The sequence below is a fragment of the Pseudomonas sp. PAMC 25886 genome (assembly GCF_000242655.1).
GTDB lineage: Bacteria > Pseudomonadota > Gammaproteobacteria > Pseudomonadales > Pseudomonadaceae > Aquipseudomonas.
In genome coordinates this window covers 1-19,236 of sequence record NZ_AHHC01000051.1, presented here as the reverse complement: position 1 = coordinate 19,236, position 19,236 = coordinate 1, and the positions used below count along the sequence as shown (strand labels likewise).

16 protein-coding genes and 1 pseudogene are annotated in these 19,236 nt (G+C 61.1%); 3 read left to right on the top strand and 14 right to left on the bottom strand.

Going from position 1 to position 19,236, the window contains the following annotated elements:
• The 3 genes and pseudogenes from MUM_RS0118695 to MUM_RS1000000135050 form a co-directional block, all read left to right on the top strand.
• Positions 1–1,033: Na+/H+ antiporter NhaC family protein (locus MUM_RS0118695; RefSeq protein WP_010172767.1), on the top strand; the 1,033-nt coding region annotated here is incomplete at its 5' end.
• A gap of 69 nt (positions 1,034–1,102) precedes the next feature.
• Positions 1,103–1,924: pseudogene (locus tag MUM_RS1000000135055) on the top strand (cache domain-containing protein); the annotation flags it as partial.
• A 36-nt stretch (positions 1,925–1,960) separates the two neighbouring features.
• A complete protein-coding gene (locus MUM_RS1000000135050) occupies positions 1,961–2,782 on the top strand; it encodes a methyl-accepting chemotaxis protein (protein WP_442962346.1) in 822 nt (273 codons plus the stop codon).
• Between the two features lie 59 nt (positions 2,783–2,841).
• Here MUM_RS1000000135050 and MUM_RS0118685 read toward each other — a convergent pair whose 3' ends face one another.
• From MUM_RS0118685 to MUM_RS0118615, 14 genes are all read right to left on the bottom strand, one after another.
• On the bottom strand, positions 2,842–3,156 hold the full coding sequence (locus MUM_RS0118685; RefSeq protein WP_010172763.1) for a helix-turn-helix domain-containing protein: 315 nt from the start codon (positions 3,154–3,156) through the stop codon (positions 2,842–2,844).
• Between the two features lie 263 nt (positions 3,157–3,419).
• A complete protein-coding gene (gene nuoN, locus MUM_RS0118675; protein ID WP_010172761.1) occupies positions 3,420–4,883 on the bottom strand; it encodes an NADH-quinone oxidoreductase subunit NuoN in 1,464 nt (487 codons plus the stop codon).
• A gap of 7 nt (positions 4,884–4,890) precedes the next feature.
• A complete protein-coding gene (gene nuoM, locus MUM_RS0118670; protein WP_010172759.1) occupies positions 4,891–6,423 on the bottom strand; it encodes an NADH-quinone oxidoreductase subunit M in 1,533 nt (510 codons plus the stop codon).
• Positions 6,424–6,472: 49 nt separating this feature from the next.
• Positions 6,473–8,326 carry an NADH-quinone oxidoreductase subunit L gene (gene nuoL / locus MUM_RS0118665; protein WP_003219559.1) on the bottom strand — a complete coding sequence of 618 codons (1,854 nt, stop codon included), beginning with the start codon at positions 8,324–8,326 and terminating at the stop codon, positions 6,473–6,475.
• Complete coding sequence (gene nuoK, locus MUM_RS0118660; protein WP_003219560.1) at positions 8,323–8,631, bottom strand: NADH-quinone oxidoreductase subunit NuoK; 309 nt, start codon at positions 8,629–8,631, stop codon at positions 8,323–8,325. Before nuoK ends, nuoL begins: the two co-directional genes overlap by 4 nt.
• A gap of 2 nt (positions 8,632–8,633) precedes the next feature.
• On the bottom strand, positions 8,634–9,137 hold the full coding sequence (gene nuoJ, locus MUM_RS0118655; RefSeq protein ID WP_003219561.1) for an NADH-quinone oxidoreductase subunit J: 504 nt from the start codon (positions 9,135–9,137) through the stop codon (positions 8,634–8,636).
• Positions 9,138–9,146: 9 nt separating this feature from the next.
• Positions 9,147–9,695, bottom strand: coding sequence for an NADH-quinone oxidoreductase subunit NuoI (gene nuoI / locus MUM_RS0118650; protein ID WP_003174725.1), 549 nt, complete (start codon positions 9,693–9,695; stop codon positions 9,147–9,149).
• Positions 9,696–9,706: 11 nt separating this feature from the next.
• On the bottom strand, positions 9,707–10,714 hold the full coding sequence (gene nuoH, locus MUM_RS0118645) for an NADH-quinone oxidoreductase subunit NuoH (RefSeq protein WP_003219563.1): 1,008 nt from the start codon (positions 10,712–10,714) through the stop codon (positions 9,707–9,709).
• Positions 10,711–13,425 (bottom strand): NADH-quinone oxidoreductase subunit NuoG, encoded by a 2,715-nt coding sequence (nuoG, locus tag MUM_RS0118640; protein WP_010172752.1) that lies wholly within the window; start codon positions 13,423–13,425, stop codon positions 10,711–10,713. The genes nuoH and nuoG overlap by 4 nt, the downstream gene beginning before the upstream one ends.
• A gap of 135 nt (positions 13,426–13,560) precedes the next feature.
• On the bottom strand, positions 13,561–14,916 hold the full coding sequence (gene nuoF, locus MUM_RS0118635; protein ID WP_010172750.1) for an NADH-quinone oxidoreductase subunit NuoF: 1,356 nt from the start codon (positions 14,914–14,916) through the stop codon (positions 13,561–13,563).
• Positions 14,913–15,410, bottom strand: coding sequence for an NADH-quinone oxidoreductase subunit NuoE (gene nuoE / locus MUM_RS0118630; RefSeq protein ID WP_003219568.1), 498 nt, complete (start codon positions 15,408–15,410; stop codon positions 14,913–14,915). Before nuoE ends, nuoF begins: the two co-directional genes overlap by 4 nt.
• Positions 15,411–15,412: 2 nt before the next feature.
• On the bottom strand, positions 15,413–17,197 hold the full coding sequence (gene nuoC / locus MUM_RS0118625) for an NADH-quinone oxidoreductase subunit C/D (RefSeq protein WP_003219570.1): 1,785 nt from the start codon (positions 17,195–17,197) through the stop codon (positions 15,413–15,415).
• A 72-nt stretch (positions 17,198–17,269) separates the two neighbouring features.
• Positions 17,270–17,944, bottom strand: a complete 675-nt coding sequence (locus MUM_RS0118620; protein ID WP_003219572.1) for a NuoB/complex I 20 kDa subunit family protein — start codon at positions 17,942–17,944, stop codon at positions 17,270–17,272.
• Positions 17,945–17,954: 10 nt separating this feature from the next.
• Complete coding sequence (locus tag MUM_RS0118615; RefSeq protein WP_003219575.1) at positions 17,955–18,368, bottom strand: NADH-quinone oxidoreductase subunit A; 414 nt, start codon at positions 18,366–18,368, stop codon at positions 17,955–17,957.
• Positions 18,369–19,236 lie beyond the last annotated feature (868 nt).

The window sequence follows — 19,236 nt, the reverse complement described above, 5'->3', positions numbered from 1 at the left end:
CAGCCACGTCAAATGGCTGTTGATCGGCTTGCTCTGGGTGGTGGCCATCGCCTCGCAGAACATCCTGCCGATCCACATCGCGTTTATCCCGCTGCTGGTACCGCCGCTTTTATACGTGCTGACCAAGCTGCAGCTGGACCGCAGGCTGATCGCCTGCGTCATGACCTTCGGCCTGATCACGCCCTACATGTTTCTGCCGGTGGGTTTCGGCAACATCTTCCTGAATCAGATCCTGCTGGCCAATGTGGCCAAGAGCGGCGTCGACATCAGTCAGGTCAATGTCACCCATGCCATGGGGCTTCCGGCGCTGGGCATGGTGGTCGGCTTGCTGGTGGCGGTGTTTATCAGCTACCGCAAGAAGCGCGTGTACGACCTGGAGAAGATCGAGCGGGTCGAGCAGGTGGCCGTGCAATACAACCCGCTGACCCTGCTGGTGGCCGGCCTGGCGATTGCGGCGGCGTTCATTATCCAGCTGTGGCTGGACTCGATGATCATCGGCGCCCTGGCCGGGTTCCTGATCTTTTCGGTGTCGGGCATTGTGCGCTGGCGCGATACCGATGACCTGTTCACCGAAGGCATGAAGATGATGGCGATGATCGGCTTTATTATGATCGCCTCGTCGGGCTTTGCCGAAGTGCTCAAGGCCACCGGCGAAGTGCAGACCCTCGTGCAAGCCTCGGCGGCGTTTATCGGCCACAGCCGCGGTGTGGGGGCGTTGCTGATGCTGCTGGTGGGGTTGCTGGTGACCATGGGCATCGGCTCGTCGTTTTCCACGGTGCCGATCCTGGCGGCGATCTTTGTGCCGCTGTGCGTGCAGTTGGGCTTCAGCCCGCTGGCCATCGTGTGCATCGTCGGCACGGCCGGTGCACTGGGGGATGCCGGCTCGCCCGCGTCGGACTCGACCCTGGGGCCGACCTCGGGTTTGAACATCGACGGCCAGCATCACCATATCTGGGACACCGTGGTCCCGACCTTCCTGCACTACAACATTCCGCTGCTGGCGTTTGGCTGGTTTGCCGCGATGACGCTCTGAGGGATTGTCCTACAGATTTATTGTAACTAGCCGTTAACCTCTTAAGGTGTCCCTTAAGAGAGAAGAGCCATGCGTCTGAGTCTAAAGGCCAAAGTACTGTCCCTTGCTGTCCTGCCCGTGTTGTTGTTTGCCGTGATCATCAGCCTGACCACGGTGTGGATCCTTCAGGAACAGGCCCGCAAGGAGGTCGAAGAAACCCGCCAGAACCTGCTCAACGACGCCAAGACCACCTTGCGCGGCTACGTCGAGGTGGCACTGACCACCATCAAGCCGCTGTATGACGCGGCCGCCCAAGGCGATACGACGGCGCGGGCGCAGGTGGTCAAGCTGCTGTCCAACACCAGCTATGGCAAGGACGGTTATTTCTTCGGCTACGACTCCGAGACCATTCGCCTGTTCAAGGGCAACAGCCCCGACGGCGTCGGCAAAAGCTTCAAGGACAACCGCGACCCGAATGGCGTCTACGTCAACCGCGACCTGGTGAAAGTCGGCAAGGATGGCACCCACTACCTGCAATACAGCTCGACGCAGCCCGGCCAGACCGAGCTGGTGCCCAAGCTTGGCTACACCGAATACCTGCCCAAGTGGGACATGGTGATCGGTACCTCGGTGAACCTGGACGGCATCGACGCCCAGGTCGCCGAGGTTCAGGCCAAGGTGGAGAAACGCATGGAAGGCGTGGTGCTGAGCATCATCGGGATCGCCGTGGTAGTGCTGTTGGTGATCGCCGCCGTGGGCATGCTGGTGGCCAACACCATCCTGCGGCCGTTGCACCTGATGAAGATCAACCTCGACGACATCGCCGCCGGTGAAGGCGACCTGACCCGCCGCCTGGCCATCACCAGTCAGGACGAACTGGGGGAACTGGCCGGCTCGTTCAACCGCTTTGTCGACAAGATCCACGGCCTGGTGCGCCAGATCACCGAGATGACCTCCCAGCTTACCGGCCTGGTAAGCCAGGTCGCGGAGCAAGCCAGCCGCTCGGAAAAAGCCATGGAGCGCCAGCGTCACGAGACGGACCAGGTGGCCACCGCCATCAACGAAATGTCCTCCGCCGCCCATGAAGTCGCCCGCAGTGCCCAAGGCGCGGCGGTGGCGGCGCAACAGACCGACGCCGAAGGCCAGGCCGCGAAAAAAGTCGTGGACGGCAGCATCGCGCAGATTCACGCGCTGGTGAACGACATCCGCAGCAGCGGCGTGTCCCTGGACAGCTTGCAGCAGGACGTTTCGTCGATTGTCAGCGTGCTCGGGGTGATCCGCTCGATTGCCGAGCAGACCAACTTGCTGGCCCTCAACGCGGCCATTGAAGCCGCACGGGCAGGGGAGGCGGGTCGTGGGTTTGCCGTAGTCGCCGACGAAGTGCGGGCGCTGGCCAGCCGCACCCAGCAAAGCACCCAGGAAATCCAGGGCATGATCGACCGCCTGCAAAAAGGCACCGAAGCCGCCGTGGAATCCATGCGCCGCTCCAGCGACGCCGGAGACGGCACCTCGGCCCAGGCCAACGAAGCGGGTGCGTCCCTGGACACCATGGCGCAATTGATCGGCACCATTAACTCGATGAACGCTCAGATCGCCAGCGCCGCCGAAGAACAAACCGCCGTGGCCGAAGAGATCAACCGCAGCGTGCATCAGATTGCGGTGGCGGTGGACAGCGTGGCGGATGAAACCCAACAGGGCGCCCAGACCTCCCGCAGCCTGGCGGACCTGGGGCAGCGGTTGGGGCAGTTGGTGGGGCAGTTCAGGATTTGATTGCAGGCTTGAGCCATCGGCAACGTCCTGTTGCCGACGGGCTTGGCTGGATTGATCGATCAGGTCAACAGCGCCAAACGTTCCACCGTCTCCGGAAACTGCGCCACCAGCCGAATCAAGGTTGCCGCCTGAGCATTGGGTGTGGCCCGGCCTTGCTCCCAATTTTCCAGGGTCCGGGTGTTGGTGCGCAGGTACATCGCAAACACCGAGCGCGACAGATTGAGTTGTTGACGCACAGCGACTACTTCGTCGGCAGTGAGCGGTGCCAGCTTGCTCAACTGCACCTTGTGGCTGCGCAGCGTTACCTTGCCTTGTCGTTCATCTGCCAGCGCGTCGAAGCCTTCGACCAGTTCGGAAAAGATGTCACGTTTCATGGGCGTGCCTACGTAGGTTGCGTATAGGTCGGCAACGTTACTGTGACGCTTAAGAGGGCGATATCAGGAGAGATTGTGTGTAGGGTCAGACAACTCCGCCGTATCTGTAGGAGCGAGCTTGCTCGCGAAAAACTGAAAGGCGCCGCGTTGTTTCAGATACTCCGCGTCATCGTTAACGACCATCGCGAGCAGGCTTGCTCCTAAAGCGGAAAGCAAAACGGCGCCCTAGGGCGCCGTTTTGCTTGCTGCGTTTAACTAAGCGATCAACCCGCCATCACCGCATGCTGCACCAGGGTGAGCAACGGTTGTGGGTACACACCCAGGAAGAACGCCAGCAGGGCGATTGCCAGCAGCATCACGCCGCCCGCTTTCTGTTCCCAGTGCAACTCGGCGTCCACGCGGCGCAGGTTTGGCTCGATCAGGTACAGGGTCACCATCACGCGCAGGTAGTAGAACACGCCGATGGCGCTGCCCAGTACCAGCGAGGCCACCAACCACCATTCGTGGGCTTCAACACCCGTCGCCACGATGTAGAACTTGCCGATGAAGCCGGCGGTCAGCGGGATGCCGGCCAGGGACAACATCATCACGGTCAGTACGGCGGTCAGGTACGGACGGCGCCAGAACAGGCCGCGATACTCGTACAGGGCGTCGGCGTCACGGCCTTTGTAAGGCGAGGACATCAGGGTGATCACACCGAATGCACCCAGGCTGGTGATCACGTAGGTGACCAGGTACACGCCGATGGCTTCCATCGCCAGGCCCTTGCTTGCCACCAGGGCGATCAGCAGGTAACCGAAGTGCGCGATGGACGAATAACCCAGCAGACGCTTGAGGTTGTTCTGGGTCAGCGCCAGCAGGTTACCGAACAGGATCGACGCGATCGCGATGATGGTCAGCACGTTGCTGAGTACACCGGTGTTGGCCGCAGGGGAGATCTGGAACAGACGCACCATCACCGCAAACACGGCGACTTTCGACGCGGTAGCCAGGAACGCAGCCACCGGCGCCGGGGCGCCTTCGTACACGTCCGGGGTCCACAGGTGGAACGGCACCAGCGACAGCTTGAACGCCAGGCCGATCAGCATCATGGCCAGGCCCAGTTGGGCGATGGGCGCAGGGCTGCCGGAGGTTGCCAAGGCGTGACCGATACCGCTGAAGCTCAGGCTGCCGGCTTCTGCGTAGAGCAGGGCCATACCGAACAACAGGAACGCGGAACCGGCGGCCGACAGCACCATGTACTTGATGCCGGCTTCCAGGGAGCGCTTGTTGAAGAAGGCATACGCCACCAGGCCGTAGACCGGGATCGACAGCAGTTCCAGGCCGATGAACAAGCCGGCCAGGTGCTGTGCGCTGACCAGCACGATACCGCCGGCCGCAGCCAGCAGGATCAGCAGGTACAGCTCTTCGCGGTTGCCCGGGTAGCCGGTGCCGCCTTCGCCGAGGTAGGCGTGGGCGAGGGTGACGCAGGCCAGGGTGGCAACCAGGATCAACGCGATATACAGCAGCGCGAAGTCATCGACCATCATCAGCGGGGTCACGGCCAGTGGCGCGACCTTGAGTGCCGGGATAATCGACAGCAGGGCCAGGTTCAAACCAGCACAGGACAGCAGGAACGTTTGCGAGTGATTGCGGCGCCAGGCGATCGCCAGCATCACCACCACGATGGTGAGGCTGGTGATCAGCAGCGGCGCAAGCGCGATAAAGTGTTGGATCGTGAATTCCATAGCGCTCTTACCGGGCCGAAGCGAGTTGAGAGAAGGCGGTGCCGAACCACTGCTGCACGCCATGCATCGTTGCGGCAGAAGTATCCAGGAACGGTTGCGGGTACACGCCGATGAACACCAGCAGTACCGCAAGGCCGAGCACCATGATCAGTTCGCGAGCATCCATCCCTTGCAGGACGGTGTCGGACTTGGCCGGGCCGAAGTAGGCGCGGTGGATCATGATCAGCGAGTAGACCGAACCGAACACCAGGCCGGAGGTAGCGATTGCACTGATCCACGGGGTTTGCACGAAGGCACCCATCAGGATCAGGAACTCACCGATGAAGTTACCGGTACCCGGCAAGCCCAGGGAGGCAGCGGCGAAGAACAGGCTGATGGCCGGCAGGTAGGCGATACGCGACCACACGCCACCCATCTCGCGCATGTCACGGGTGTGCAGGCGCTCGTACAGCTGGCCACTGAGGATAAACAGTGCCGCGGCCGACACACCGTGAGCCAGCATCTGGATCACAGCGCCTTGCAGCGCCAGTTGGCTGCCGGAGTAGATGCCGATCAGTACGAAACCCATGTGGGAAACGGATGAGAAGGCAATCAGACGCTTGATGTCGGTTTGGGCGAAGGCCAGGAACGCACCGTAGAAGATCCCGATCAGACCGAGGGTCATGGCGATCGGCGCAAACTCGGCCGAGGCATTCGGGAACAGCGGCAGGGCGAAACGCAGCAGGCCGTAGGCCGCCGTCTTCAACAGAATACCGGCGAGGTCCACGGAACCTGCGGTCGGCGCCTGGGCGTGAGCGTCAGGCAACCAGGAGTGGAACGGCACCACCGGCAGCTTCACCGCGAACGCGATGAAGAAGCCCAGCATCAGGATGTACTCGGTGGTCAGGGACATCTTGGTTTTCAACAGGTCGGCGTAGTTGAACGTGATCACGCCCGTGCTGTTGAAGTTGACCAGTACCAGGCCCAGGATCGCCACCAACATGATCAGGCCGGAAGCCTGGGTGAAGATGAAGAACTTGGTCGCCGCGTAGATCCGGGTTTTCTTGCCGTCCGAAGAACTGTGACCCCAGAGCGCGATGAGGAAGTACATCGGCACCAGCATCATTTCCCAGAAGAAGAAGAACATGAACAGGTCGAGGGCGAGGAACACGCCGACAACGCCGCCCAGGATCCACATCAGGTTCAGGTGGAAGAAGCCCACGTGACGCTGGATCTCTTTCCAGGAGCAGAGTACCGAGAGGATACCCAGCAGGCCGGTCAGCAGGATCATCAACAGCGACAGGCCGTCGAGGGCCAGGTGCACGTTGATGCCGAAGCGCTGGATCCACACGTGCTTGAATTCAAGCGCGAAGGTGGGATCGACACCCGGTGCCGGAGCAAATGAATAGTCGCCATGGGCCCACAGCCAGAGGCCGAGCGCGAGTTCCAGGGACATGGTCAGCAACGCAATCCAGCGGGGGAGGGTGGCGCCGAAGCGTTCACCCATCCAGCAGAGCAGGCCGCCGATAAAGGGGATCAGGATTAGCCAGGGCAGAATCATGACGGGCTCGTTTCCTTTCGCAAGTTCGCAAAGTTCGCAATGTGCATAGTCAGACCGCGACCACGATGATGGCGCCGATTACCAGGACGGCACCGGCCGCCATGGAAGCTGCATACCAACGCAATTGGCCGGTCTCGCTGCGGCTCAGGGCGGTGTGACCGGCCTTGGCGGCACGCGGGATCAAACCGATGGTCTGGTCGAGCGGGTCTTTGCGCAGTACGTGGCTGATCGCAAGGTAAGGCTTGACGAACAGTTTGTCGTAGATCCAGTCGAAGCCCCAGGCAGCGAACCACCAGGCCGAAAGGAAGCGGCCAATGCCACTGTTGGCGATGGCAGTGACGAAGCGGCGCTTGCCGAGGAACAGCAGGGCCGCCAGCAGGATACCGGCGATGGCGATGGCACCCGAGGCGATTTCCAGGCTGTGCTTGGCGGCGCCGCCGGCATGGCCAGCGCTTTCCGGCAGTACACCGGCCAGAGGCGGGGTGATCATGGCGCCGACGAAGGTCGACAGGATGATCAGCACCGACAGTGGCAGCCAGTGGGAAATGCCGTGGCCTGCGTGGGCTTCAGTCTTGGCTTCACCGTGGAAGGTGATGAAGATCAGGCGGAAGGTGTACAGCGAGGTCATGAACGCACCCACCAGGCCGGCGTACAGCAGGCCGTGGTTACCGCTGGCAAAGGCTTCCCAGAGGATTTCGTCTTTCGAGTAGAAACCTGCGGTCACCAGTGGCAGGGCCGACAAGGCCGCGCCGCCGACGATGAAGCTGGCGTAGGCCAACGGCAGTTTCTTCCACAGGCCGCCCATCTTGAAGATGTTCTGCTCGTGGTGGCAGGCAACGATCACCGCACCGGAAGCAAGGAACAGCAGGGCCTTGAAGAAGGCGTGGGTCATCAGGTGGAAGATCGCGCCGTCCCAGGCACCCACGCCCAGGGCCAGGAACATGTAGCCGATCTGGCTCATGGTCGAGTAGGCGAGGATACGCTTGATGTCGGTCTGAACCAGGGCAGCAAAACCTGCCAGTACCAGGGTCACGCCACCCACCAGGCCCACCAGATGCAGAATCTCTGGCGCCAGGGTGAACAGGCCGTGGGTACGGGCAATCAGGTAGACACCGGCGGTCACCATGGTTGCGGCGTGGATCAGTGCCGAAACCGGGGTAGGGCCGGCCATCGCGTCCGCCAGCCAGGTTTGCAGCGGCAGTTGTGCGGATTTACCCACAGCGCCACCCAGCAGCATCAGGGTCGCCAGGGTGATCCAGAAGTCGCCGACCTGGAATTTCTGCGGTGCCAGCACCAGCAGTTCCTGGATGTTCAGCGTGCCCACTTGCTGGAACAGGATGAACAGGCCGATGGCCATGAACACGTCGCCGATCCGGGTCACGATAAAGGCTTTGAGTGCGGCGTTACCGTTGTTGCGGTTGCTGTAGTAGAAACCGATCAACAGGTACGAGCACAGGCCCACGCCTTCCCAGCCGAAGTACAGGAACAACAGGTTATCGCCCAGCACCAGGAACAGCATGCTGGCGATAAACAGGTTGGTGTAGGCGAAGAAGCGCGAGTAACCCGCTTCACCGCGCATGTACCAGGACGCGAACAGGTGGATCAGGAAGCCTACACCGACGACCACGCCGAGCATGGTGATCGAAAGGCCGTCGACGTAGAGGGCGAAGTTGGGCTTGAAGCCCTCCACCGACATCCACTGCCACAACACCAGGGTGTAGTGGCCGCCTTCCGGCGGTGCGACGTTGAATTGCCAGATGACGTAGGCGGCGACAATCGCCGACAGGCCAATGGACCCCACACCGACCAGGGCCGAGAGGTTTTCCGACCAGCGTCCACGGGAGAACGACAGCAGCAGGAAACCGATCAGGGGAAATACGAAAGTCAGAAAGATCATGTTCATCCGCGCATCTCACTGGCAGCGTCGATATCAAGCGTGTGGAAGCGACGATACAGTTGCAGCAGGATCGCCAGGCCAATACTGGCCTCGGCGGCTGCCAGGCTGATCACCAGGATGAACATCACTTGTCCATCCGGCTGGCCCCAACGGCTACCGGCCACGATGAACGCGAGTGCCGCGGCGTTCATCATGATTTCCAGGCTCATCAACACGAACAGAATGTTGCGGCGAACCATCAGGCCGACCAGGCCAAGGCAGAACAGGATGCCGGCGACCGCCAGACCATGCTCCAAAGGGATAGCAGGCATCGTCATTGCTCCTTGGCTTCGTTGCGGCCCAAGTGGAAGGCGGTGATGGCTGCAGCGAGCAGCAGCATCGAAGCCAGTTCGACCACCAGCAGGTACGGGCCGAACAGGCTGATGCCCACGGCTTTCGCGTCTACGGTGGTGTGGCCGATGGCCTGGCCGCTCTGGTGAGCGAACAGCACATACAGCAGCTCACCCAGCAGCAGGGCTGCGAGGATCACCGGGCCGAGCCAGATGCCGGGCTTGAGCCAGACGCGTTCCTGGGCGACCGAAGCCGGCCCCAGGTTGAGCATCATCACCACAAACACGAACAGCACCATGATGGCGCCGGCGTAGGCGATCACTTCCAGCACACCGGCGAACGGTGCGCCGAGGCTGAAGAAGGTCATGGCCACGGCGATCAGCGAAATGATCAGGTAGAGCAGGGCGTGCACGGGGTTAGTGTTGGTGATCACGCGAAGCGTGGACACCACTGCAATACCCGATGCGAAATAGAAAGCGAATTCCATCTTTCTTCCTTAAGGCAGCAAGCTCTTCACGTTGATCGGCTCGGCTTCGTTTTGTGCGGCGCCTTTCGGCTTACCGGCAACGGCCATACCTGCAACACGATAGAAGTTGTAATCAGGGTTTTTACCGGGACCAGAGATCAGCAGATCTTCTTTCTCGTACACCAGGTCCTGACGTTTGAACTCGGCCATCTCGAAATCCGGTGTCAGCTGGATCGCGGTGGTCGGGCAAGCTTCCTCGCAGAGGCCGCAGAAAATGCAGCGCGAGAAGTTGATGCGGAAGAAGTCCGGGTACCAGCGACCGTCTTCGGTTTCAGCTTTCTGCAGCGAGATGCAACCCACCGGGCACGCCACGGCGCAAAGGTTACAGGCCACGCAGCGCTCTTCGCCGTCGGGGTCGCGGGTCAGGACAATGCGGCCGCGATAACGCGGCGGCAGGTACACCGCTTCTTCCGGGTATTGCAGGGTGTCGCGTTTGCGAAAGCCGTGACCGAACACCATCACCAGGCTTCGCAACTGGGTACCGGTACCCTTAACGATGTCGCCAATATATTTGAACATGGGTCAAATCCTCACTGAACCGCGCCCGCTGGCGTGTTCAACAACACAACGGCAGCAGTCACCAGCAAATTGATCAGGGTCAGCGGCAGGCAGAATCGCCAGCTGAAATCCATCACCTGGTCATACCGTGGACGCGGGATGGAAGCGCGCAGCAGGATAAACAGCATGATGAAGAACGCGGTCTTCAGGAAGAACCAGAAGAACGCCAGCTGCGGCAGGATGCCGAATGGACCGTGCCAGCCGCCGAAGAACAGCGTGACCAGCAGGGCCGAGATCAAGATGATGCCGATGTACTCACCTACGAAGAACATGCCCCACTTCATGCCGGCGTATTCAATGTGGTAACCGTCGGCCAGTTCCTGTTCTGCTTCCGGCTGGTCGAATGGGTGACGGTGAGTCACGGCGACGCCAGCGATGAAGAAGGTACAGAAGCCGAAGAACTGCGGAATGATGAACCACAGGTTCTGCGCCTGGTACTCGACGATGTCGCGCATGTTGAACGAGCCCACCTGCACCACGATGCCCATCAGCGCGAGGCCCATGAACACTTCGTAGGAGACGGTCTGGGCCGAAGCCCGCAAGCTGCCCAGCAGGGCGAACTTGTTGTTGCTCGACCAACCGGCGAACAGCACCGCGTAGACCGACAAACCGGCCATGGCGAAGAAGAACAGCAAGCCGATGTTCAGGTCCGCCACGCCCCAGGTCGGGGTGATCGGGATGATTGCGAAGGCAATCAGCAAGGCGCTCATGGCCACGACCGGTGCCAGGGTGAAGATCACCTTGTCGGCAAACGGCGGGGTCCAGTCTTCCTTGAAGAACATTTTCAGCATGTCGGCGGCGATCTGGAACATACCAAACGGGCCAACGCGGTTCGGACCATAACGGTCCTGCCACCAGCCCAGCAGGCGACGTTCGACGAAGCTGAGCAAGGCGCCCGCCACGACCACGGCCAACAGGATCACGATGGCCTTGACCACCGCGATGATCACGTCGATCACTTCAGGGGTGAACCAGGTCATTGAGCTGCCTCCTGCAGACCGTCAACGGTAAGGCCGAAGATCGCCGGAGGAATCCCCGCGAGGCCTTTTGGCAATGCAACCAGGCCAGCACCCAACTCTTCGTTGATGCGCAGCGGCAGACGCAGGGTCTTGCCGGCAACGGTCACGCTGAGCAGGGCACCGTCGTTGACGCCCAGGCGGTCGGCTTCGGACTTGGCTACGGACACGTAGGCGGCCGGAATGCGCTCTTGTACCGGCGCGGCTTTGGAAGAGGTCTCTTCGCTGCCGAACAGGTGGAAGAACGGCACAACCTGCCAGGTACCCTGGGCCGGGTTGAACGGACGCGGCACGCTGGCGAACCAGTTCAGCGAGTCACCGGTGCTTTCGATCAGGCGGGTGCCCGGGTCGCCAGCGCGGATGTGACCACCGACTTCGTCCTGGAACTTGTTCCAGGCCTGTGGCGAGTTCCAGCCCGGCGACCAGGCGAAAGGCACCTGCTGACGTGGCTCGACCGAACCCGAGTAACCTTCCATGGAGAAGGCGAACGCGGTGTCGTTGTCTTGCGGCGTACGTGGCTCGTGCACGCTGATGTCCGCACGCATGGCTGTACGGCCGGAGTAGCGCAGCGGTTCGCGGGCGAGTTTCATGCCCTTGATGCGGAACGCGGCGGACGGCGCGGCGTCGACGATACGGGCCAGTTGCGGTGCGGCTGCGGCTGCGGCGGCTGTCACGTGGTCGAGCTGGGTCCAGTCGATCGGCTGGTTCAGCAGGGTGGCGCGCAGGGCATGCAGCCAGCGCCAGCCTTCGTGAACCAGGATGCTGGCGTCCATGTACTTCGGATCGAACACCTGGAAGAAGCGCTGGGCGCGGCCTTCCTGGCTGACCAGGGTGCCGTCGCCTTCAGCAAAGGTGGCGGCGGGCAGTACCAGGTGGGCGCGGTCGCTGGTGGCGGTTTTCTGGTGGTCGGCAACGATCACCACTTTGGCCGCGTTCAGCGCTGCGTCGACCTTGGCCGAATCCGTGCGGGTGTACAGGTCGTTTTCCAGCACCACAATCGCATCGGCGCTGCCGTCGGTCACGGCTTGCAGCGCCGCGTCCAGGGACTCGCCACCGAGCATGGCCAGGCCGAGGCTGTTGGCTTCCGGCACGATCAGGCTGATGGAGCCGTTCTTCTCGCGCAGCTTCAAGGCTTTGGCGATGTTGGCGGCGGCTTCGATCAGTGCCTTGGAACCCAGCGAGGTACCGGCAATGATCAATGGGCGCTTGGCGGCCAGCAGGGCGTCGGCGATGCGCTTGGCCAGCTCAACGGCTTCAGCGTCCAGGCCTTCAACGGCAGGCGCGCTGGCGTCGAGGGCGTGGGCCACGGCGAAACCGATGCGGGCCAGGTCGTCCGGTGCTGCGTGTACGCATTCTTCAGCGATGTCGTCGAGCTTGGTTTCAGCCAGCGATGCGATGAACAGCGGGTTCAGCGCGTGCTGGCCGATGTTTTTCACCGCAGCGTCGAGCCAGGGCTGGACGCGCATGGCGTCGGCCATGTCTTCGGCCTTGCCTTTCACCGACTGGCGCAGGGACAGGGCGACACGGGCGGCGGTCTGGGTCAGGTCTTCACCGAGGACGAAGATCGCGTCGTGGTCTTCGATGTCGCGCATGTTCGGAACCGGCAGCGGGCTGTCGTTCAGAACTTGCAGCACCAGGCGGATACGCTCCAGTTCACCGGCTTCGATACCCGAGTAGAAGTGCTCGGCACCCACCAGCTCGCGCAACGCGTAGTTGCTTTCGAGGCTGGCGCGAGGCGAACCGATACCGACGATATTGCGACCGCGCAGCAGGTCAGCGGCTTTATCCAGCGCTTCGTCCAGGCTCAGCTTGGCGCCGTCGGCCAGCAGTGGCTGACGCGGGCGGTCTTCGCGGTTGACGTAGCCGTAGCCGAAACGGCCACGGTCGCACAGGAAGTACTGGTTGACCGAACCGTTGAAGCGGTTTTCGATCCGACGCAGTTCGCCGTAGCGCTCGCCCGGGGAGATGTTGCAACCGCTGGAGCAGCCATGGCAGATGCTCGGCGAGAACTGCATGTCCCACTTGCGGTTGTAGCGCTCGGAGTGAGTCTTGTCGGTGAACACACCGGTCGGGCAGACCTCGGTGAGGTTGCCGGAGAATTCGCTTTCGAGGGTGCCATCTTCAACGCGACCGAAGTACACGTTGTCGTGAGCGCCGAACACGCCGAGGTCGGTGCCGCCGGCGTAGTCCTTATAGAAGCGCACGCAGCGGTAGCAAGCGATGCAGCGGTTCATCTCGTGGGAAATGAACGGGCCCAGTTGCTGGTTCTGGTGGGTACGCTTGGTGAAGCGATACCGGCGCTCGTTGTGGCCGGTCATCACGGTCATGTCTTGCAGGTGGCAGTGGCCGCCTTCCTCACACACAGGGCAGTCGTGCGGGTGGTTGGTCATCAGCCATTCGACGACGCTGGCGCGAAACACTTTCGCTTCTTCGTCTTCGATGGAAATCCAGCTGCCGTCGGTGGCGGGCGTCATGCAGGACATGACGATACGACCACGGGTGTCGTTCTCGTCGGTGTACTGCTTGACCGCGCACTGGCGGCAAGCGCCAACGCTGCCAAGGGCGGGGTGCCAGCAGAAATATGGAATGTCGAGGCCTAGCGACAGACACGCCTGTAACAGGTTGTCTGCCCCATCGACTTCGAGCTCTTTGCCGTCTACGTGGATAGTGGCCATGGTTCAAAGTTCTTCGTTGGCCCGGTGTCAGCGGGCGTGGCTAATGGAATCTTGTTATTCATGTGCATCAACACAGCCTTGAAGGCGTCAGCACATGAGAAAGCGAAGGGCACGGACCCTTCGCCTTTTTAAGCGTTACGCGCCGACTACAATCGGCCTTGCCAGAGGCGGGACGGCGGCGCTTTTGGGCGCAATGCCGGCTTCGAACTCCGAGCGGAAGTATTTGATCGCGCTGCCCAATGGCTCCACGGCGCCCGGTGCGTGAGCACAGAAAGTCTTGCCAGGGCCGAGGAAACCCACCAGACCCAGCAGGGTCTCGATATCGCCTGGCTGACCTTCGCCTTTCTCGAGGGCCATCAAGAGCTTCACGCTCCATGGCAGACCATCGCGGCACGGGGTGCAGAAACCACAGGATTCGCGGGAGAAGAACTGCTCCATGTTGCGCAGCAACGACACCATGTTCACGGTGTTGTCCACGGCCATGGCCAGGCCGGTACCCATACGGGTACCCACCTTGCCGATGCCGCCGGCGTACATTTGTGCGTCGAGGTGCTCGGGCAACAGGAAGCCGGTGCCGGCGCCGCCTGGCTGCCAGGCCTTGAGGGTGTAGCCGTCGCGCATGCCGCCGGCGTAGTCCTCGAACAGCTCGCGCGCGGTCACGCCGAATGGCAGTTCCCACAGGCCCGGGTTCTTGACCTTGCCGGAGAAGCCCATGAGCTTGGTGCCCATGTCTTCGCTGCCTTCACGGGCCAACGATTTGTACCACTCCACGCCGTCGCCGATGATCGCCGGCACGTTGCACAGGGTTTCAACGTTGTTCACGCACGTCGGCTTGCCCCACACGCCCACGGCGGCAGGGAAGGGCGGCTTGGAACGCGGGTTGGCACGGCGGCCTTCGAGGGAGTTGATCAGGGCGGTTTCTTCACCGCAGATGTAACGCCCGGCACCGGTGTGCACGAACAGTTCGAAGTCGAAACCCGAACCGAGGATGTTCTTGCCCAACAGGCCTGCAGCCTTGGCTTCTTCCACGGCACGGTTCAGGTGCTTGGCGGCGGTGGTGTATTCGCCGCGCAGGAAGATATAGCCACGGTAGGTTTTCAGCGCGCGGGCACTGATCAGCATGCCTTCGATCAACAGATGGGGCAGTTGCTCCATCAGCATGCGGTCTTTCCAGGTGTTCGGCTCCATTTCATCCGCGTTGCACAGCAGGTAGCGGATGTTGATGGATTCGTCTTTCGGCATCAGGCCCCACTTAACGCCCGTGGGGAAGCCTGCACCGCCGCGGCCTTTGAGGCCGGCGTCCTTCACGGTCTGGACGATGTCGTCCTGGGCCATGTCGGCGAAGGCTTTGCGCGCGGCTGCGTAACCGTTCTTGGCCTGGTACTCGTCGAGCCATACAGGCTCGCCGTCGTCACGCAGGCGCCAGGTCAGCGGGTGAGTCTCGGCCGACCGCTTGATGCGGTTGGCAGGACCGAAGGAAGTCAGGGTCATGGGTAGCCCTCGAGCAATTGGGTGACGCCAGCAGGCTGCACGTCACCGAATGTGTCGTCGTCGATCATCAACGCCGGCGCCTTGTCACAGTTGCCCAGGCAGCACACCGGCAGCAGCGTGAAGCGGCCGTCCGGAGTGGTTTGGCCCAGGCCGATGCCCAGCTTGCTCTGGATCTCGCTGACCACGGACTCGTGGCCACCGATGTAGCAGACCATGCTGTCGCACACGCGAATGATGTGGCGGCCAACCGGCTGGCGGAAGATCTGGCTGTAGAACGTCGCCACGCCTTCAACGTCGCTGGCAGGGATGCCCAGGATCTCGCCGATGGCGTAGAGGGCGCCGTCCGGCACCCAGCCACGTTCCTTCTGGACGATCTTCAAGGCTTCGATCGACGCCGCGCGCGGGTCTTCGTAGTGATGCAGCTCGTGCTCGATGGCCGAGCGCTCGGTTTCACTCAAGGTGAAACGGTCTGTCTGGATAAGCGTGCTGTTCATGCTTAGCGGTCCACGTCGGCCATAACGAAATCGATACTACCCAGGTACGCAATCAAGTCCGCGACCATTTCACCTTTGATCACCGAAGGGATCTGCTGCAGGTGCGGGAAGCTTGGAGTACGAATCCGGGTGCGGTAGCTCATGGTGCCGCCATCGCTCGTCAGGTAATAACTGTTGATACCCTTGGTCGCTTCGATCATCTGGAAGGATTCGTTGGCCGGCATGACCGGGCCCCACGAAACTTGCAGGAAGTGCGTGATCAGGGTTTCGATGTGTTGCAGCGTGCGCTCTTTCGGCGGCGGCGTGGTCAGCGGGTGATCCGCCTTGTAAGGGCCTTCCGGCATGTTGCGCATGCACTGTTCGATGATCTTCAGGCTCTGGCGCATTTCTTCGACGCGCACGATGCAGCGGTCGTAGGCATCGCCGTTGGCCGCCAGCGGGACTTCGAATTCGAAGTTCTGGTAGCCGGAGTACGGGCGCGCCTTGCGCAGGTCGAAGTCGCAACCGGTGGAACGCAGGCCAGCACCGGTGACGCCCCATTCCAGGGCCTCTTTGGTGTTGTACTGGGCGACGCCGATGGTCCGGCCCTTGAGGATGCTGTTGTCCAGGGCGGCTTTCTGGTACTCGTCCAGACGCTTGGGCATCCAGTCGATGAATTCCTTGACCAGGCGCTCCCAGCCACGCGGCAGGTCGTGCGCCACACCGCCGATGCGGTACCAGGCCGGGTGCAGGCGGAAACCGGTGATGGCTTCGATGACCTTGTAGGCGCGCTGACGGTCGGTGAAGGTGAAGAACACCGGGGTCATGGCGCCGACGTCCTGGATATAGGTACCCAGGAACAGCAGGTGGCTGGTGATCCGGAAGAACTCGGCCATCATGATGCGGATGGTGTCGACCTTGTCCGGCACCTTGATGCCCGCCAGCTTCTCGACCGAGAGCACGTACGGCAGGTTGTTCATCACGCCGCCGAGGTAGTCGATGCGGTCGGTGTACGGGATGAAACTGTGCCACGACTGACGCTCGGCCATCTTCTCGGCACCACGGTGGTGGTAGCCGATGTCCGGTACGCAGTCGACGATTTCTTCGCCGTCCAGCTGCAGGATGATACGGAAGGCACCGTGAGCCGAAGGGTGGTTCGGGCCCAGGTTGAGGAACATGTAGTCCTCGTTGGTGCCGGAGCGTTTCATGCCCCAGTCTTCCGGACGGAAGCGTGCAGCCTCTTCTTCAAGCTGTTGCTTGGCGAGGGTCAGGCTGAATGGATCGAATTCGGTGGCGCGGGCAGGGAAGTCCTTGCGCAGCGGGTGACCTTCCCACGTTGGCGGCATCATGATGCGCGACAGGTGCGGGTGGCCCGGGAAGTCGATGCCGAACATGTCCCACACTTCGCGCTCGTACCAGTTGGCGTTAGGCCAGATACCGGTCACGGTCGGAACGCTCAGGTCGCTCTCGGAGAGGGCAACCTTGATCATCACGTCGCTGTTACGTTCCAGCGACATCAGGTGGTAGAACACGGTGAAGTCGGCGCCGCTCGGCAGTCCCTGGCGCTTGGTGCGCAGGCGCTCGTCCACGCCATGCAGGTCATAGAGCATGACGTACGGCTTGGGCAGGTTGCGCAGGAAGCTCAGGACTTCGACGAGCCTGGCACGCGCCACCCACAGCACCGGCATACCGGTGCGTGTGGCCTGGGCGGTGAAGGCGTCAGGGCCAAAACGGTTATTGAGTTCGACGACCACATCCTGGTCGTCTGCCTTATAAGGCGGGATGTACAGAGCACTGCCTGTAGTCATGGTTTTTTATCGCTTTCGGTCAACGTAAAGAATGAAGCCAGGTTTTCGTTCTATAAAAGAAGCGGTGCTGGATCAGACTTCGTCGGGGCTGCGCAGGTTGGTGACCTGAATACGCTGTTCGCGGCGCTGTTCCTTTTGTGACGGCATCTCGGCGCGGTATACGCCTTGATCTCCGACAACCCAGGAAAGTGGGCGACGCTCCTTGCCAATCGATTCCTGCAACAGCATCAAGCCTTGCAGAAATGCTTCAGGGCGGGGCGGGCAGCCAGGCACGTAGACGTCCACGGGCAGGAACTTGTCCACCCCCTGAACCACGGAGTAGATGTCGTACATGCCACCGGAGTTGGCGCACGAACCCATGGAGATAACCCACTTTGGCTCGAGCATTTGCTCGTAGAGACGCTGAATGATCGGCGCCATCTTGATAAAGCAGGTACCGGCGATAACCATGAAATCCGCCTGACGCGGCGAGGCCCGGATAACTTCGGCGCCAAAGCGCGCGATGTCGTGGGGCGCCGTGAAGGCGGTGGTCATTTCCACATAGCAGCAGGACAGACCGAAGTTGTACGGCCACAGGGAGTTTTTACGCCCCCAGTTGACCGCGCCACTCAGCACGTCTTCCAGCTTGCCCATGTAGATGTTTTTGTGGACTTGGTCTTCTAACGGGTCGGAAACGGTTTCCCGTTCGCCGATGGGGTACTGCTCGTTAGGAGCATCCGGGTCGATCCTGGTGAGATTGTATTGCATCGCCAAAGCCTCATTGTTTCAGCTTCGCTTGCCGCTTGCGACGAGCTTCCGGAGCCCAATCAAGGGCGCCCACTCGAAATAGGTAGACAAGGCCTGCCAACAGAATTGCTATGAAAACGAGGGCTTCGACGAATCCGGTCCAGCCGCTTTCGCGGACGGACACAGACCAGGCAAAGAGAAAAAGGGCTTCGATGTCGAAGATCACGAAGAGCATCGCGACCAGATAGAATTTGGCTGAGAGCCGCAAGCGGGCGCCACCTGTAGGTAGCATGCCGGACTCGAACGGTTCGTTTTTGCTGCGGCCCCAGGCTTTTGACCCGAGGAGGCTGGAGACACCGAGCATGAAGGCGCAAAGGCCGACAACACCGAGGAGGAAAATGGCAAAGCCCCAGTTGTGGGCCATGAGTCCTGTCGCTTCGGTCATGCTGGAAATCCTTAACAGAGAGCAAAGGTCTCTGAGCTCGAAAAAGTAACGATGCAGTGACGATATGTCGCAGCGCAATCAATCGCGGTGATTTTATGGCTAAACACCGGGCAAGTAAAATTCCTATAGCGAAATTATTCGATGGAATAAGGACATAGTGCACCTTCTTGGGGCTGTAGCCCTTGCGGGGCGGGCATTAGCGGGCATTTCACCAATTATGTTTTGTTTAAGCTGTAAAGAAGTTTTCATGCTCTAAATGATAATGAATATTGTTTGCGTGGATTTTAAACAGCTGTTCGGGGTTTAACGGGGGAAGTTGCTGTTACTTGTGTGGGTGATGCTAGTTGGTAAAGCGGATCTTTTAACTGGTTTTGTAGGTGGGGGTACCGCTCTGGATCAATGTTTTGATCGAAAATTGGGGGTGGGGGGGGTGTACATATCCGTTGTTGCGGTAACGGCCGCTTATGGTTTCGCTCTTACAGCGAGTCACTTTGCAAAAGCGGCAAAGTAACCAAAACGCTCTGCCCCGCCTGTCGGCACCTCGCCTAGGCTCGGTGTTCCCTCACTCCGGCATTGCTCCGCGGGCCGCCGCGACGGGGCGTCCCTGCCCCGTCGCGGCTAAACCGGCGTCCTGCCGGTTTACCCGCTCCTCAATCCCTGCGTTCGGCCTCGGGCTTATTGGGGCAGTCAGATCAAGATCAAAAGCAAGAGCACAGCGGCCTACAGGCCGGCTTGAGTGGTAGAAGCCAGATCAAAAGCCAAAGCGAAAGCCAAAACCAAATCTGAAACTGATGCAGCTCTGCTTTTCTGTGGGAGCTGGCTTGCCTGCGATGGCATCACCTCGGTGTGTCTGATGTACCGAGTTGTC